The 14586-nt window shown below is 69.9% G+C and carries 15 protein-coding genes; 5 read left to right on the top strand and 10 right to left on the bottom strand.

Annotation, left to right across the window (positions count from 1 at the left end; genetic code table 11):
- Window positions 1-59: 59 nt before the first annotated feature.
- Window positions 60-374 carry a DUF6412 domain-containing protein gene (locus HQ314_RS13680; protein ID WP_261781651.1) on the bottom strand — a complete coding sequence of 105 codons (315 nt, stop codon included), beginning with the start codon at window positions 372-374 and terminating at the stop codon, window positions 60-62.
- Between the two features lie 111 nt (window positions 375-485).
- Here HQ314_RS13680 and HQ314_RS13675 point away from each other — a divergent pair, with 111 nt between their 5' ends.
- From HQ314_RS13675 to sigJ, 4 genes are all read left to right on the top strand, one after another.
- On the top strand, window positions 486-2600 hold the full coding sequence (locus HQ314_RS13675) for an MMPL family transporter (RefSeq protein WP_222650326.1): 2115 nt from the start codon (window positions 486-488) through the stop codon (window positions 2598-2600).
- A 35-nt stretch (window positions 2601-2635) separates the two neighbouring features.
- Window positions 2636-4645: an SDR family oxidoreductase gene (locus HQ314_RS13670; protein ID WP_222650325.1), complete on the top strand. Its 2010-nt coding sequence runs from the start codon at window positions 2636-2638 to the stop codon at window positions 4643-4645.
- 78 nt (window positions 4646-4723) lie between these two features.
- Window positions 4724-5479 carry an SDR family oxidoreductase gene (locus HQ314_RS13665; protein ID WP_222650324.1) on the top strand — a complete coding sequence of 252 codons (756 nt, stop codon included), beginning with the start codon at window positions 4724-4726 and terminating at the stop codon, window positions 5477-5479.
- On the top strand, window positions 5476-6369 hold the full coding sequence (gene sigJ / locus HQ314_RS13660) for an RNA polymerase sigma factor SigJ (RefSeq protein ID WP_222627294.1): 894 nt from the start codon (window positions 5476-5478) through the stop codon (window positions 6367-6369). The genes HQ314_RS13665 and sigJ overlap by 4 nt, the downstream gene beginning before the upstream one ends.
- On the opposite strand, the gene HQ314_RS13655 is transcribed toward sigJ, so the two are convergent.
- From HQ314_RS13655 to HQ314_RS13645, 3 genes are read right to left on the bottom strand one after another with little or no spacing between them, the layout of a single operon-like run.
- Window positions 6366-6806: a 6,7-dimethyl-8-ribityllumazine synthase gene (locus HQ314_RS13655; protein WP_027503771.1), complete on the bottom strand. Its 441-nt coding sequence runs from the start codon at window positions 6804-6806 to the stop codon at window positions 6366-6368. The genes sigJ and HQ314_RS13655 overlap by 4 nt on opposite strands.
- The gene (locus tag HQ314_RS13650; protein WP_027503772.1) at window positions 6803-7093 is read right to left on the bottom strand and encodes a putative quinol monooxygenase; all 291 of its coding nucleotides are present in this window, start codon (window positions 7091-7093) and stop codon (window positions 6803-6805) included. The genes HQ314_RS13655 and HQ314_RS13650 overlap by 4 nt, the downstream gene beginning before the upstream one ends.
- Window positions 7094-7147: 54 nt before the next feature.
- On the bottom strand, window positions 7148-7525 hold the full coding sequence (locus tag HQ314_RS13645) for a VOC family protein (protein ID WP_056442458.1): 378 nt from the start codon (window positions 7523-7525) through the stop codon (window positions 7148-7150).
- Between the two features lie 72 nt (window positions 7526-7597).
- Between HQ314_RS13645 and HQ314_RS13640 the strand changes: the two genes are divergently transcribed.
- Entirely contained in the window at window positions 7598-8422 is an 825-nt protein-coding gene (locus tag HQ314_RS13640) for a helix-turn-helix domain-containing protein (RefSeq protein ID WP_308119400.1), read from the top strand.
- A 1-nt stretch (window position 8423) separates the two neighbouring features.
- Here HQ314_RS13640 and HQ314_RS13635 read toward each other — a convergent pair whose 3' ends face one another.
- The 6 genes from HQ314_RS13635 to HQ314_RS13610 all read right to left on the bottom strand — a co-directional run bounded on the left by HQ314_RS13635 (window position 8424) and on the right by HQ314_RS13610 (window position 14453).
- Window positions 8424-9380: a sensor histidine kinase gene (locus HQ314_RS13635; RefSeq protein WP_222650323.1), complete on the bottom strand. Its 957-nt coding sequence runs from the start codon at window positions 9378-9380 to the stop codon at window positions 8424-8426.
- Window positions 9381-9422: 42 nt separating this feature from the next.
- Window positions 9423-9971, bottom strand: coding sequence for a hypothetical protein (locus HQ314_RS13630; protein ID WP_051612916.1), 549 nt, complete (start codon window positions 9969-9971; stop codon window positions 9423-9425).
- A gap of 61 nt (window positions 9972-10032) precedes the next feature.
- Window positions 10033-10812, bottom strand: a complete 780-nt coding sequence (locus HQ314_RS13625) for an alpha/beta fold hydrolase (protein ID WP_222650322.1) — start codon at window positions 10810-10812, stop codon at window positions 10033-10035.
- A gap of 28 nt (window positions 10813-10840) precedes the next feature.
- On the bottom strand, window positions 10841-12076 hold the full coding sequence (gene dinB / locus HQ314_RS13620; protein WP_222650321.1) for a DNA polymerase IV: 1236 nt from the start codon (window positions 12074-12076) through the stop codon (window positions 10841-10843).
- Complete coding sequence (locus HQ314_RS13615; RefSeq protein WP_222628090.1) at window positions 12073-13650, bottom strand: DNA polymerase Y family protein; 1578 nt, start codon at window positions 13648-13650, stop codon at window positions 12073-12075. The genes dinB and HQ314_RS13615 overlap by 4 nt, the downstream gene beginning before the upstream one ends.
- The gene (locus HQ314_RS13610; RefSeq protein WP_222638771.1) at window positions 13647-14453 is read right to left on the bottom strand and encodes a hypothetical protein; all 807 of its coding nucleotides are present in this window, start codon (window positions 14451-14453) and stop codon (window positions 13647-13649) included. The genes HQ314_RS13615 and HQ314_RS13610 overlap by 4 nt, the downstream gene beginning before the upstream one ends.
- Window positions 14454-14586: the final 133 nt, after the last annotated feature.

Below are 14586 nucleotides of genomic sequence, written 5' to 3'. Positions count from 1 at the left end.
CTCTCTCCCACGATCCGAGATGTGAACGGTGTCGTCGGTGCGGAGACGCACGGCGCCGATCAGCTCGGCTGCGCCCCCGCGAGAGCTCCGGGTGCTCGGGGCATGGGACGGCCCGGCGTGGCGGGGTGGGACTGACGGCGGAAGGATCCGCGCAGTCGGCGTTCGTCGGCGGGAGGGCCGTTCGCCGACTCGACGCGCCCCACGAACGACTCGGGTCGCAGGAACGCGGCGGCGAGCAGAGCCACCGATACGGTGACGGCCACAGCTACGGCGACCTCGATGGGTTGCGGCATCGCGACGATCAGCGTGAGAGTCGTCGAGAGCACGAGCATCGCCACCGTCAGCCGTTCGCTGATCTGCCGTGCCGTTCGCATGGCCCGAACTGTACCGCCCGGTCTGTCCCCGCTCTCAGAGCTTCCCCAGAACCGTTCACTACAGTCACACACGACCGTGGATGCTCGACCTGACCGATATGGGGATTTTCTGTGACTCGCTGGGCTTCGTTCGTGGTGTCGCGGGCACGGTGGGTCCTGACCGCCGCGATCGTCATCGTTCTGGCAGGCGCCACGTGGGGACTCGGGGTCTTCGGCAGCCTCAGCCAGGGCGGATACGAGGATCCCGGCAGCGAGGCCGTGCAGGTCGCCCGACAGATCCAGGGCCTGGGAACCGCCGCCCCGGACATCATCGTCATCTACTCCGCGCCCGACGGCCGCACACTCGACGACATCGGCGCGGACGTCACGCCGGTGCTCGACGCGTTCCGGGCGGAGGTGGGTCCGAACGACATCACCTCCTACTGGACGGCCGGACCGGTGCAGAAGCCGTTCCTGGAGAGCAAGGACGGCACGAAGGGACTCGCGACCGTCACCCTCGGCGACGCCAGCGGCATCACGGTCGCGTCGTTCTCGGAGTTGCTCCCCAAGCTCGAGGTCGCCGGCATCGACACGCAGTTCGCGGGCGCCTCCGTCGCCGGCGTCTCCTTCAACACCCAGCTCCAGGAAGACTTGGTCCGTGCCGAGATCATCGCCATCCCGATCACGCTGATTCTTCTGGTCGTCATCTTCGGCGGCGTCGTGGCCGCCGCAGTGCCCGTGATCGTGGGAGCGCTCTCGGTGGCCGGCGCGCTGACCGTCCTGCGCATCTTCACCACGTTCACCGAGATCAGTTCCTTCGCCGTCAACGTCGCCAGCCTGCTGGGTCTCGGACTCGCCATCGATTACGGCCTCTTCATCGTCAGCAGGTTCCGCGAGGAACTCAGGGGCGGAGCCACGTCCCACGAGGCCGCACGACGCACGATGCTCACCGCCGGGCGCACCATCGTCTTCTCCGGTCTGCTGCTCATCTGCGCCTTCGCGGGGATGCTCGTCTTCCCGCAGGCCATCATCCGATCCCTCGGCTTCGGCGCGATGGCGGCCGTCGGATGTGCGGCTCTGCTGTCGTTGACGGCTGTACCGGCCGTCCTGGCCATGCTGGGTGACCGCATCAATGCCATCACCTGGTCCAGGACCGCCTCGGATCGCGGAGATGCACGCGCACACAGGTTCTGGGGCGGGGTCGTCACGAAGGTGATGACGCGCCCGATCGCTGTCGCCACCCTGATCATCGTCGGCCTGCTGGTCGTTGCCGCACCGCTGGTCAAGGCCCAGTTGGGCGAGGTGTCCTACACCGCGCTGCCCGCCGACGATCCCGCGCGTATCGCGTTCGAAACCCTCGCCTCGGACTTCAGCAGCACCGGCGACAGCGCCACCATCGTGTTGGACGGAGAGTCGGCGCGGCCGGACGGCCCCGCCATCAATGCGGTCACGACGGCTGCGCGCGCGGTGAGCGGGATCGCCAACGTTCAGTTCGGCACGGCCAGCGGCGACTTCGTGGTCATCAACGCGACCTTTTCCTCGGACGTGTCCCAGGAAGCGCAACAGGATGTGGTGCAACAACTCCGCGCGATCCCGGCACCCGACGGAACCGACCTGACGGTGGGCGGAGCGGCGGCCCTGGTCCTCGACGGCAACAACGCCATCGTGAACTGGCTGCCGGTGATGCTCACCATCATGGTGGTGTCGACGCTGATCCTGCTGTTCCTGGCGTTCGGCTCGGTGGTGCTGCCGATCAAGGCTGTTGCCATGGCGGGACTGAGCATGGCCGCGACGTTCGGGGCTCTGACGTTCATCTTCCAGGAGGGTCACGGGGCGGGCCTGCTCGGCGTCACACCGGCACCGCTCGAGGCGACGTTCGTGGTTCTCATCCTCGCGGTCGTGTTCGGGCTGTCCACCGATTACGAGGTGTTCCTGATGTCCCGCATGGTGGAGGCGCGCACGGCCGGTGCCACCACCGAGGAGGCGGTGCTGATCGGCGCCCAGCGGACCGGACGCATCGTGACCGCGGCGGCGTTGATCCTGATCATCGTGACGGGGGCGTTCTCGATGTCCGGACTGTCCATCATGCGATTCCTGGGTGTCGGCATGATTCTGGCGTTGATCATCGACGCCACGATCATCCGTATGCTGCTGGTCCCGTCGCTGGTCAAGCTCATGGGCGAGGCCAACTGGTGGGCACCCGCGTGGATGAAGAAGGTGCACGAAAAAGTCGGCATCGGTCACTGATACCGCCGGTACTTACTCCGCGGTAAGGTCCGCGCATGAGTACTTACGTGGTCACCGGTGGCACAGGATTCCTCGGCCGGGCCGTGGTGCGCCGGCTGGTCGAACGCGACGCCAACGCTGTGGTCCACGTTCTCGTGCGACCGACCTCGGAACACCGCCTGAGCGGCGTCGCGGAGTCGTCCGGTCACCGCGTTCGCCCGCTGATCGGCGATCTCGAGCGACCCGGTCTCGGCATCGACGACTCAGCACTGTCCGCTCTGACAGCGGTCGACCACGTGATCCATCTCGGCGCGATCTACGACCTGACCGCCGGCGAGGACCAGGAATCGACCAACGTGCAGGGAACGGCCGCAGTCGCCGAACTCGCCCGGTCACTCGGCGCCACCCTGCATCACGTGTCGTCCATCGCGGTGGCCGGAGACCATCGAGGGGTGTTCACCGAGAACGACTTCGACCTCGGTCAGAACTTTCCGACGGCGTACCACCGCACGAAGTTCGAGGCGGAGAAGGTGGTCCGCGAGACTCCGGGCCTCACCTGGCGGGTCTACCGACCGGCAGCAGTGGTCGGTGACTCGACCACCGGCGAGATCGACAAGATCGACGGCCCGTACTACCTCTTCCGGCTCATCTCCCTCCTCGCCGAGTTGCCCTCGGCCCTGCCGATGACGGTGCCCGCACTCGGCGCGACCAACATCGTCCCGGTCGACCACGTCGCCGACGCGCTTGTCGCCCTCCTGCACGCCCCGGATCTCGACGGCCGCGTGTTCCACCTCGTCAACCCGCGTCCGCAACCGATGCGGGAGATCTACTCCGCTCTCGCCGACGCGGCCGGCGCACCCCGCGCCGTGGGGAGCATTCCCGGCTCCGTCGTCACGCCGCTGCTCCGCTCGACCAATCGTCATGTCGTCGCCGCCCGCGACGCGGTGTTCGAGAACTACGACATCCCGCCCGTCATGGCCGAGCACCTCACGCTGCCCACCCGATTCGACTCGACCCTCACCCGTGCCGCACTGAACGAGGCGATGGGCGAGAACGCGGCCCGCGTACCGGAGTTCCGCACGTACGCACCCGCACTGTGGTCGTACTGGCGTGCGCATCTCGACCCGTACCGGGCGCGACGCGACGATCCGGCCGGGCCACTGGTCGACCGACACGTCGTCATCACCGGCGGTTCCTCGGGTATCGGCAAGGCCTCTGCCTTCGCTGCGGCCCGCAAGGGCGCGCGCGTCATCATCGTCGCCCGCGACGAGGCCAAGCTGGCGGCCGTCGTGGAGGAGATCCGGGCGAACGGCGGCGACGCGCACGGCTACGTCTGCGACATCACCGACGACGCGTCCGTCGCCGAGACCGTGGCCGCGATCCTGCGCGACCACGACCACGTCGACATGCTCGTCAACAACGCGGGCAGATCGATCCGGCGCTCACTCACCCTGTCGACCGACCGTCTGCACGATTTCGAGCGGACCATGGCCGTCAACTACTTCGGGGCACTCCGCCTGATTCTCGCGCTGCTCCCCCACATGCGCGAGCGGAAGTATGGCCACATCGTCAACATCAGCAGCGCCTCGGTGCAGAGCCACCCGCCGCGCTTCGCCGCGTACGTGGCGAGCAAATCGGCGCTCGACGCCTTCACCTCGGTCGCCGCTTCGGAGACCCTGGCGGACGGTGTCTCGTTCACCACCGTGCACATGCCCCTCGTGGACACCCCGATGATCGCCCCCACCGGCAACAAGAACGTCAACAAGGTCGAGACGCCGGAGAAGGCCGCCGCGATGGTGATGCGGGCACTGATCGAGAAGCCCAAGCGCATCGACGTTCCCACCGGAACCGCCGCGGAGTGGGGCAACCTGCTGATGCCTCGCTCGAAGGACCGCGTGCTGGCGTCGTACTACAAGGCGTATCCGGACAGTGCCGCCGCCAAGGGAATCACCGACACCAGCTCGTGGTCGTCCGGTCCCCGTGCACCGAAGAAGAACCGACGCGAGTTCCGGATGCCCCGGGTCGTGCGGCGGGCCGGACGATGGGTTCCCGGCGCCCACTGGTGATGTCACAGATGCCGGCTCTCTCTCGTCCTACTCTCGAACGGGTTCCACCGAGGACTCGCACGAGGGAAGGATGACGCCATGCGGATCGCAGTGGCAGGCGGAACGGGCGCAGCGGGGCGGCACGTGGTGGAGCAGGTGCGGGCGCGAGGACACACTCCCGTGGTACTCGCGAGATCGGCCGGAATCGATCTCGTGCGGCCGACGCCGGAGCTCGACCGGGCACTGACGGACGTCGACGCGGTGATCGACGCCGCGAACGTCACGACGATGTCGGCGCGCGCGTCCGAGAAGTTCTTCGGCGCCGTCACGTCGACGTTGCTGGCCGCCGGTGAGCGCGCGGGAATCCGTCACCACGTGGCGTTGTCCATCGTGGGGTGCGATCGTGTCGACTACGGCTACTACGCCGGTAAACGTCTGCAGGAGAAGCTCGTACGCGAGTCGACGCTGCCAAGGACGATCCTCCGTGCGACGCAGTTCCACGAGTTCACCGATCAGGCTCTCGCGATGACTTCGGGTCCGGTCGCGATGGTCCCGACGATGCGGAGTCAGCCGGTCAGCACCGCCGAGGTCGCCGCACACATCGTCGACCTGGCGGTGGGGACACCGCTCACCTCGGTCGTGGAGTACGCCGGTCCGCGCCCGGAGTACCAACCCGATCTTGCCCGGAGGCTGCTGCGCGCGCGTGGATCGAAGCGTCTCGTCCTCCCCCTGCGGCTGCCGGGCGCCGGGGGTCGCGGCATGGCGAACGGTGGGCTCCTTCCCGGTCCGGACGCTGCGCACGGTGAAGAGACGTTCGATCAGTGGCTCGCGCGCGTGGGTGCCTCGACCCGGTGAGTGTCACCGACGACTTCGTCCGCGTCCGCCCACGGCTGGTCCGCATCGCCTACGCCGTCCTCGGTTCGCACGCCGACGCCGAAGACGTCGTGTCCGACTGCTGGCCGAAACTGGTCGCGGCCGATGCGACGTCACCCGTTCTCGACGTCGAGGCGTGGGCCGTGGTCGCTGTCTCGCGCGCAGCACTGGACGTGCTGCGGTCGGCCCGCGTGCGACGAGAGACGTACGTGGGACCGTGGTTGCCCGAGCCGTTGGTCGGACCGGCCGACTCGCCGCCCGACCGGGTGACGCTCGACGAGAGCGTGCGCTTCGCGCTCATGGTGGTGCTCGAGACGCTGTCCCCGGCCGAACGCACGACATGGGTCCTGCACGACGTGTTCGACGTCCCGTTCGACGAGATCGCGCGGATCGTGGGCCGCACTCCGAATGCCGTGCGGCAGCTCGCGTCTCGTGCACGACGGCACGTGACGGAGGGGGCTCCACGTTTCGCGGTGTCGCCCGAGCTGCATGCCGGCGCCGTGCGTGACTTCACCCGTGCCGCCGGTACGGGAGTGCTCGCCGATCTGCTGACGACGTTGGACCCCGACGTCGTTCTCGTCAGCGACGGGGGCGGAGTCGTCTCGGCGGCACGGCGTCCCGTGATCGGCGCCGACCACGTCGCGAGATTCCTCCTCGGCATCGCGGCGAAGGCGGGAGACGGTCTGCGGGTGCGTCCGTGCCGTGTGAACGGCAGAACGGGACTCGCCCTCGTGGCGGGCGACGGGTTGGTCGGCGTCGTCTCGTTCGAGGTGTCGTCGACGGGCCTGGTGTCGCGGATCGACATGATCCGGTCACCAGCCAAGCTCGCGCTCGTCGACCCCTCGGTCTGGCAGGACCGACCCGACAGCTAGCGGCCGATCGAGTCGAGGGACGCGAGCGTGCGCACCACCGCGCTCGCCGCCTCGACACCCTTCTTCTCGAGGTGCTCCGCGAAGAAGCTCGTGTGGTCGGCATGCTCGTGGAAGTGGTGCGGGGTCAGCACCACCGAGAACACGGGCACATCGGTGTCGAGCTGCACCCGCATGAGTCCGTCGATGACGGCCGTCTCGACGAAGTCGTGCCGGTAGATACCGCCGTCCACCACCAGCGCCGCCGCGACGACGGCCGAGTACCGGCCCGTGAGCGCGAGTCGCTTGGCGTGCAGGGGGATCTCGAACGCACCGGGCACCTCGAAGGTGTCCACGTCACGCCCGAACTCCCGCACGAAACCCTGGCGCACCCGGTCCACCAGTTCGCGATGCCAGGTGGCCTGGACGAAGGCAACCGAGGGAGTCGCGTCCGTCGTCATCGAACGGGCGCGAGCACGGTCAGCACCGGCGCCGCGGTGACGATCGAGCCGAGTTCACTGCGGCCTTCGGGCGTCGCCCGGAACGCCCGGTAGGCGGCGTCGGCCTCGACGCTGGCCCAGCTCTCGACGATGACGACGTGCGCCGGATCCTTCACGTCCGCCGTGACCTCGACACCGAGGCATCCCTCGAACGCGCGGGTGGCGACGAGGGTCTCGTCGATGATGCGGTGCGACTCCTCGAGCCGGGCGGGATCGAGACGCAGTTCGAGCAGAGCGGTGATGGCCACGGGACGTCCGTTCGGTCGGGGATCGTTGTCGATCCCAGTTCACCACGCGTGTGGTCAGCCCCAGTTGGCGGCATCCGTCAGACAGAACGGATGGCCGGCCGGATCGAGGAGAACGCGCCACGTCTCACCCGGCTGTGGTTCGGCGAGCGTCGCCCCCAGCTCGATCGCACGGGCCTCGGCGGCCGGGATGTCCTCGACCGCTACGTCGAAGTGGAACTGCTTGCTCCCGTCGGGGTTCGGCCAGGCGGGTGGCCGATAGCCGTCCACGCGGCCGAAGCCCAGCGCCGGGCCCCCGTTCGCGGCAGAGAGCATGGCGTAGTTCTCGCCGTCGCCCATCGTCTGGGTCAGACCGAGGAACGCCGCCCAGAACTCGGCCACAGGAGGAACCTCGGCACAGTCCAGAGTCATCATCGCCAGTCGCGTCGTCGTCATGACCCCAGCCTCCCTCACCATCGGGACCGTGACTTGAACAAACGCGTCACCTCGAGCGGTACGGTTCGCTCCGTGACGGAGGATCCGTTGACCCGAGCAGGCCGACGCGCGCAGTCGGCGATCCTGCACCCCGCGCGTGCGGAGGGTCGGATCACCGTCGGCCGCTCCCGCCCTCCCGACGACCTCTCGACCCTCGTCGACTACTTCTGGTGGGTGGAGTGGCACTGCCCCGAACCGCACGTGCAGGAGGTCGTCCCGCGCCCGGTGGTCCATCTGACGGCGGAATCTCGGGACGGCGCTCCGCGGCTGCTGGTGCACGGCGTGATGCGACGTCGCTTCCAGCGCACCCTCGTCGGCGACGGGCGCACGGTCGCCGCAGCGTTCCGTCCCGCAGGTTTCCGCCCCGTTCTCGGCCGGCCCGTGAGCTCGATGACCGATCGGGTCGGGACCGTCGCGGACGTGCTGGGCACCGACGATCGCCGACTCGCCGGTCTCCTCCTCGACCCGGACGCGGACGTCACCACGTGTGTGGACCGACTCTCCTCGTGGCTGATCGAGCGGACCGCGACGGCCGACCCCGTGGCCGCCGACATCGCGGACCTCGTGGAGCTGGCCGAGACGGACACGACGGTCATCCGGGCGCAGCAGCTCGCGGATCGTGCGGGAGTGAGCCTGCGGACGCTGCAGAGACAGTTCGCCGACCATGTCGGCGTCGGGCCCAAGTGGGTGGTGCAGCGGTGCCGACTCCTGGACGTGGCGGGTGCCGCGCACACCGACGGCACGGTGGACTGGGCGGCGCTCGCCGCCGACCTCGGATACGCGGATCAGAGCCATTTGATCCGGGCGTTCACCACCCTGGTGGGTGGTCCCCCCGCGCGCTACCGAGCGGACACCTGACTCACCCGTCCCGCGTGTGCGCCTCCCGCGCCTCGTCGACGAGGCGGTGGATACGGCGTGCGACCTCGTCCAGCTGATCGACGATGTCGCGCCGAAGTTGGTCCACCGCATCCTGATCCAGCGGCACCGCGGGCGCACGATCGGGGTCACCGATCTCGATGAGCAACTCGATGTTGGTGCGCAAGGCGGTGAGCGGCGCCAGCAGCTCGGTACCCGCGTCGACGATGAGGTGGTTCTGTGCGAGCCGCGAGCGTTGCAGGGCCGCCAGCATGTCGTTGAACCGATCGGCGAGATGCGCCAGCTCGTCGTCACCCACCACGGCCACCGGACTGAGGTCGCCGGTCTCGGTGATCCGCCGCGTGGCGCGGGTGAGTCTTCCGACCGGGCGCAGGCCCGTCCGCGCCACCAGGTACCCCGACAACCCTGCCAGCACCACCAGTGCGCCGCCCACCGTGACGAAGATGAGGAGCAGTCCACTCATCACCCCGTCGAGCGACCGGTAGGACTCTCCGACCAGCACCGTCGACCCGCTCGGCGCCTTCTCGATGGCCACCGCGTAGCCGTTCAGGTCGGTGACGACGCGGTCCGACTCCCCCGCGACCACCGACGCGACCACCGGTTCCAGCACGCCGTCGGGAGAGGCGAACGGAGTGAAACTTCCGGACGCGGAGTACACGTCACCGTCCTCGCTGACGATGCCCACCTGCAGATAGCGTCCCGCGCGAGGTCCGGCAGCGAAACCGAAGGCCGCGGGCGAGAGTCCGGAGGAGTCACTGGCGATCAACTTGTCGGCGTCCCGGCCCACCCGATCGGCGAGCTGCGCACGCAGAGCGTCCTCGGTGACCATGTAGATCACGCAGGAGCAGATCGCGACGGCCAGCGCCGCCACGCTCACCGTGAGAAGTCGGATGCGACTCCGCAGCGACAGCGTCGCCGCGCGGGGCCGGGTGACGGTCATGACACGACGGTAACCGGCGGATCGCTCGGCGGCTGTGCAGTCCTATCGACCGCGTGCGAACCGGTCCCGCACGGCTCGGCCCCAGATCGGGAGGAAGCCGACCGTCATGTAGGCCAACGGTCCCACCGTCCCGCCCCACTTGACGATGCTGAGCGCACTCGACACGGTCGCGGTCGTGTCGGTGATGCGGCGGGTGTCGCGGTGGAGGTAGAGGTTGACGACGTTCTCGGTGATGTCCGCGGTGGCCGCGACGGCCGGGGCGGCGACGAGCACCGCGCGCAACGACCGCGACATGGGAACCAGCTCGGCGAGCCGCACGGCGCCCAGCCGCAGCGCCGCCGCGTAGAGCACCGGGTGGTGGAAGTTGGCGTGGTATCCGTTGGTCAGCTCCCGCGCGGCGCGTGGACTCATCCCGTCGACGACCGACCGGTAGCGCGCACCCGACGGACACACCTGCAGTTGCGCGTAGGCGGCCCCGCCCTGGCCGGTGACCCTGATGAGGCTGAGCTCGGACACGGCGTACATCAGGGCCCGAGCAGCGAGTTCGCCGTCGGTCCGGGTCACGGTGAACTGCTGGGTGGGTGCCGTCATGCGCCGACGGTAACGACTGTGGCCGCCAGGGACGGCGAGGACGTCGTCGGTTCTGGACGCCTCACAGGGCGCGGGGAGTTTCCTGGTGCTCGGCGAGGAACGGGCCGACCGCGGCGTCGAACTCGGCGAACCGATCCCGATGCACACTGTGGCCGCTGTCCACGGCGACGACCCGGCTGCGCGGCACCAGCGCCGTCATCGCCTCGAGGCGCGCGCGGTCGACCATGCCGGTGGGACCACCCACGACCAACAGCACATCACTCTCCATGTGGGCCAGCGACTCCCACCACAGCGGATCGGGGGCGCGGAACTGGGTGAGCGCGGACGAGGTCATCGACCGATCGAAGGCCAGCACGGCGCGGGGGTGTCGGATCACGCTGGTCGTGGCGTGCAACAGTTCGCGCGCGGACGGGAACTTCGTCGTGATCGACGGGGTCTCGTCACCAGGACGGATGGGGAGTGGAGCCTCCTCGACCACGAGCTTGCGCACCGTCGTCGGACGGCGTTGGGCGACGAGCGTCGCGGCGTGGCCTCCCAGGGAGTGGCCGACGAGGTCGACGCGAGTCAGCGAGAGATGATCCAGGAGCGCCTCGAGGTCGTCGCCGAACTCACCGAACAGGTAACTCCGTGCGCGTCCACTGCGGCCGTGCCCGCGGAGGTCGGGGACGACGACACGGCGGCCCCGCCGAACCAGCGTGCGCGCGAACGTGTCCCAGGTGTGGCCGTCGCCGCCCATGCCGTGCACCAGCACGACGGGCGACCCCAGCACGTCGGCACCACCGGAATCTCGATAGTGCAGCCGCACGCCCTCGGCGTCCACCACGCCGTCCGTCATGATCATCGAGCCATCCTCCCAGAGGCGCCGACCCTCACTCGTGGAGCATGGGCACCGATGTCTGCTCCTCTCGCCCGAGCAGCACACCGCGTGTGAGCGCGGAGGTGCCGAACCGGCGCTGCACTCCGTCGAGCGCCTCGTCCAGGGCCGTCCGGTCGATGGTCGGATGCTCGTCCTCCGGCGTCTCGAACGGCAGCTCGAGCTGCATCGCGGCGGCGCTCTCGAGATTCGACACCGCCACGCCGACAAGGGTGAGGCCCTGCATCGTGATGGTCGACATCGATGCGCCCAGCAGCGATCGGGCCGCGGTGAGCACGACGTGGGTGTCGGCCGTCGCGCGGCTCAGCGTCGTGGATCGCGTCGCTCGCGTGAAGTCGTCGAAACGCAGGCGCAGCGTGATCGTGCGACCTGCCCGGTGACCCTTCCGCATGCGGTGAGTGACACGGTCGACCAGTCCGACAAGGGCTGCGTCGATGTCCGCCGGGGTCTTGTGACGACGCCCCAGAGCATGTTGGGCGCCCACCGACCGCCGGCTCCTGCCGGTGCTCACCCGGCGCGCGTCGATACCGTTCGACAGGGCGTGCAGGTGCCGACCGGCGGCCGATCCGAGGACGGCGGCCAGCGCGCCCTCGCGGTGCGCGGCGAGGTCACCGATGGTGCGGATGCCCTGCGCGTGCAGCTTGTCGGCGGTGATCCTGCCGACGCCCCACATGCGCTCCACCGGAAGCGGATGCAGGAACTCGAGCTCACGGTCCGGCGGAACCTCCAGCAGGCCGTCTGGCTTGGCGACGGCACTGGCGATCTTGGCGAGGAACTTGGTGCGCGCCACCCCGACGGTGATGGGGAGACCGACGTCCTCCGCCACCGTGCGACGCAGGTCCCGAGCGATGTCCGACGGCGATCCGGACAGCCGCGCCAACCCGGTGACGTCGAGGAAGGCCTCGTCGATGGAGATGCCCTCGACCAGCGGGGTGACGTTCTCGAACACCTCGAAGACGTCCTTGCTCGCCTGCGAGTAGGCGGCCATCCGGGGCGGCACCACCACCGCCTGCGGGCACAGAGCGCGCGCCTGCCGGCCACCCATGGCCGTCTTCACGCCGAAGGCCTTGGCCTCGTAGCTCGCCGCCAGAACCACACCACCGCCGACGATGACGGGTCGCCCGCGCAGCGACGGGTCGTCCCGCTGCTCCACCGAGGAGTAGAAGGAGTCGAGGTCCGCATGCAGGATCGTGGCCTCGCCCGTGCGTTCCCGTGCGCGTTCCGCCGTCATTCGTAGATCCCTTCCACGAACCATCGTCCACCGTCGTGCAGGACCAGCAGGGCACGGGTGTCCTCCAGCAGCACCTGCGCCCGTGCCACCTGGCGGGCCGTGGAGGTGGCGCCGAGATCCCACCACCGCTCGTCCGCCGCCCACGGTCCCGCCCAGCCGTGCAGCACCCAGCTCCGCGATCCCCAGTCGACCCGGCCGGGCACGCGATCGAACATGCCGCGCTCGGTGACCTGCACCGCCACTCCCGACTCGTCGGTCACGGCGATCTCCGGACGCGTCGGCATCAGCGCCGAGGGCGACGGGGACGGCAACCGGCCGGGCCACGGAGCGGAGGGATCGGCATCGGGCACCGGCTCGTCGCCCCACGGCAGCATCGTCACGCGCTCACCCGGCCCCCGACCACCGCTGAGCACACCCACCTGGACGGCGTCGCCGCCCAGCAGACCCTGCACCCGCACCAGGGCACGGCGGGCCCGCTCGTCCTCGTCGCCGACTCCGCCCCACAGTCCCAGCTGCAGCGCACCCGCCGACACCACCTCCACCGGCTCGAGACGCAGCAGGACGATGCCGGCGGTCGGCTTGTTCTCACTGCGGCCGGTGAGCCAGCCGTCGAGCTGCCATCGCACGCGATCCGCGGTGCCCTCGGGAGTGAGCGGTTCCGCGCATCGCCACGTGCGGGAGAGGTGTTCACCGTTGGCCGTGGTGGCCTGCACCAGCAACCGGGTGCAGGCCACGGCCGCGGCCGACAGCGTCACGTGCAGTCTCTCGGCCAGGGCGCGACCCGCGAACGCCGCCGCGTCGACGCGATCGATCGGAGGGTCGCAGCGGTACTCGACCTCGAGATCGGGAGGAAGCACGCGCGCCGAGGGCGGCCGCTCCGGCTCACCTCGCGCGCTGCGGTGCGCGAGGACCGCGTCGGTGCCGAAGCGGGAGGCCACGTCCACCGGTGACAGTGCCCCGAAGTCCCCCACCGTGCGCAGACCCAGCCGCACCAGCAGATCCACCAGGTCCACCCGGTCCGGCGCCGCGAGAGACGGTTCCGCCGACAACTCGGCCACCGGGAGCGGAGCGAGGAACTGCGCGCCGCTCCCCCGCGGCACGATCGCGCCGTGCCGAGCCGCGACGACGGCTGTCGACACCTCGTCGGCGATCCCCACCTGGCACTCGACACCGACCGCCGCGACGGTGTCCACCAGTCGCTCCGCCGCGGCCTCCTCCGAACCGAAGTACCGCGCCGCACCGCGCGCCGACAGCAGCAACAGGCCGGGCCGCAGCACCTCGATACCGGGCACCACCTCGTCCACCGCCGAGGCGACCGGCTCGAACAGTCGCGCGTCACGATCCGGATCCGCCCGCGCCACATACAGTTCCGGACAGCGGGCCTGCGACTCACGGCGTCGGCCGCCGCGACGGACCCCCTCGGCGCGTGCCGTCGCGGAGCAGGCGACGACACGATTGGCGGAGACCACCGCCACCGGCGACGAGGCCGGGATCTCCGCCGCGGCGGCAGCGGCCACGGCCGGCCAGTCGGGGCACCACAGAGCCAGCACCCGGCTCCGACGGTCGGTGCTCACGACGGCAGCGCTTCCAGCACCGGATCCTGATGCGACACGGTGGAGTCGGCCGATCCCCACTCGACCCCGTCGCCCGTGGACGTCAGGGTCAACCGGCCGGTCCGTGGCCGGACGGCACGGCCCTGCACCTCGACGCCCAGATGCACGGCGCGCACCCGGCCGTGACCCGTACGGGCCCCCGAGCCGAGCCCGCCGTACCCGCGGATGCGGGCGTCCAACCGGAGCTCGGCGCCGTCCCAGCGTCCGTCGGTGACGATCAGCGTGGCGCCCTTGTTGCGCGCCCGAGCGACCACCGCCCGCGCTCGCGACGGCGGCACCGACATGCCGCCCAGCCCCAGCACCACCAGATCGATGCCGTCGAGCAGCACGGCGGCGACCTCCACCGGGTCCGGCCCGGGATCCGGGACCAGCGCCACCCGCTGCAGATGCGCCCCCATCTCCGACGCCGCCAACAGTCCCAGCCGCGGCAGACCGATGACGGCGGCGTGCCGTCCCGATCCGGTGACCGACGCCAGGATCCCGAGGAGCAACGATCCGGCGCCGGACACCGAGACCACCGTGCCGCGGGCCAACCCACCCTCGGGGAGCAGCGCCGACAACGCCTCCGGGACCGGGAGAACCGGGCGGACCCGGGCCGGCGCAGGATCCGGGGCAGGCGCGGTGGCCGTGAGGGTGACCGGTGCGGCAGGAGCGGGGGCATCGGCCACACGCGCAGGTGAGGACCGGATACGACGCCGCAGGAACTCGATCCGCTCGGTGCGGGACAGCCCTTCGAGGCCTTCGAGATCAACGGAAACAGGCATACTCACTCCCCGGTCGGGACGGTCGAGACTGCGTTGGAGACCCGGGGGAAGACCGAGAATTCGAACATACTTTCGAACGCTCACACCAGTAAAGCCGCTGCCCGTTCGAACGTCAAGACGCCCGGAAACGTCC

The organism is Rhodococcus sp. BP-332 (assembly GCF_019836065.1).
In the GTDB taxonomy this organism is placed as follows: Bacteria; Actinomycetota; Actinomycetes; order Mycobacteriales; family Mycobacteriaceae; genus Rhodococcoides.
The sequence above is the reverse complement of the archived record's forward strand: the minus strand, read 5'-3'. Positions and strand labels throughout refer to the sequence as shown.

Coding starts and splice junctions, on each gene's coding strand:
- HQ314_RS13680 (WP_261781651.1), bottom strand. CDS start 374: ATGCGAACGGCACGGCAGATCAGCGAACGGCTGACGGTGGCGATGCTC.
- HQ314_RS13670 (WP_222650325.1), top strand. CDS start 2,636: ATGAGTACTTACGTGGTCACCGGTGGCACAGGATTCCTCGGCCGGGCC.
- HQ314_RS13665 (WP_222650324.1), top strand. CDS start 4,724: ATGCGGATCGCAGTGGCAGGCGGAACGGGCGCAGCGGGGCGGCACGTG.
- HQ314_RS13655 (WP_027503771.1), bottom strand. CDS start 6,806: ATGACGACGGACGCGACTCCCTCGGTTGCCTTCGTCCAGGCCACCTGG.
- HQ314_RS13645 (WP_056442458.1), bottom strand. CDS start 7,525: ATGACGACGACGCGACTGGCGATGATGACTCTGGACTGTGCCGAGGTT.
- HQ314_RS13635 (WP_222650323.1), bottom strand. CDS start 9,380: ATGACCGTCACCCGGCCCCGCGCGGCGACGCTGTCGCTGCGGAGTCGC.
- HQ314_RS13630 (WP_051612916.1), bottom strand. CDS start 9,971: ATGACGGCACCCACCCAGCAGTTCACCGTGACCCGGACCGACGGCGAA.
- HQ314_RS13625 (WP_222650322.1), bottom strand. CDS start 10,812: ATGATCATGACGGACGGCGTGGTGGACGCCGAGGGCGTGCGGCTGCAC.
- dinB (WP_222650321.1), bottom strand. CDS start 12,076: ATGACGGCGGAACGCGCACGGGAACGCACGGGCGAGGCCACGATCCTG.
- HQ314_RS13610 (WP_222638771.1), bottom strand. CDS start 14,453: ATGCCTGTTTCCGTTGATCTCGAAGGCCTCGAAGGGCTGTCCCGCACC.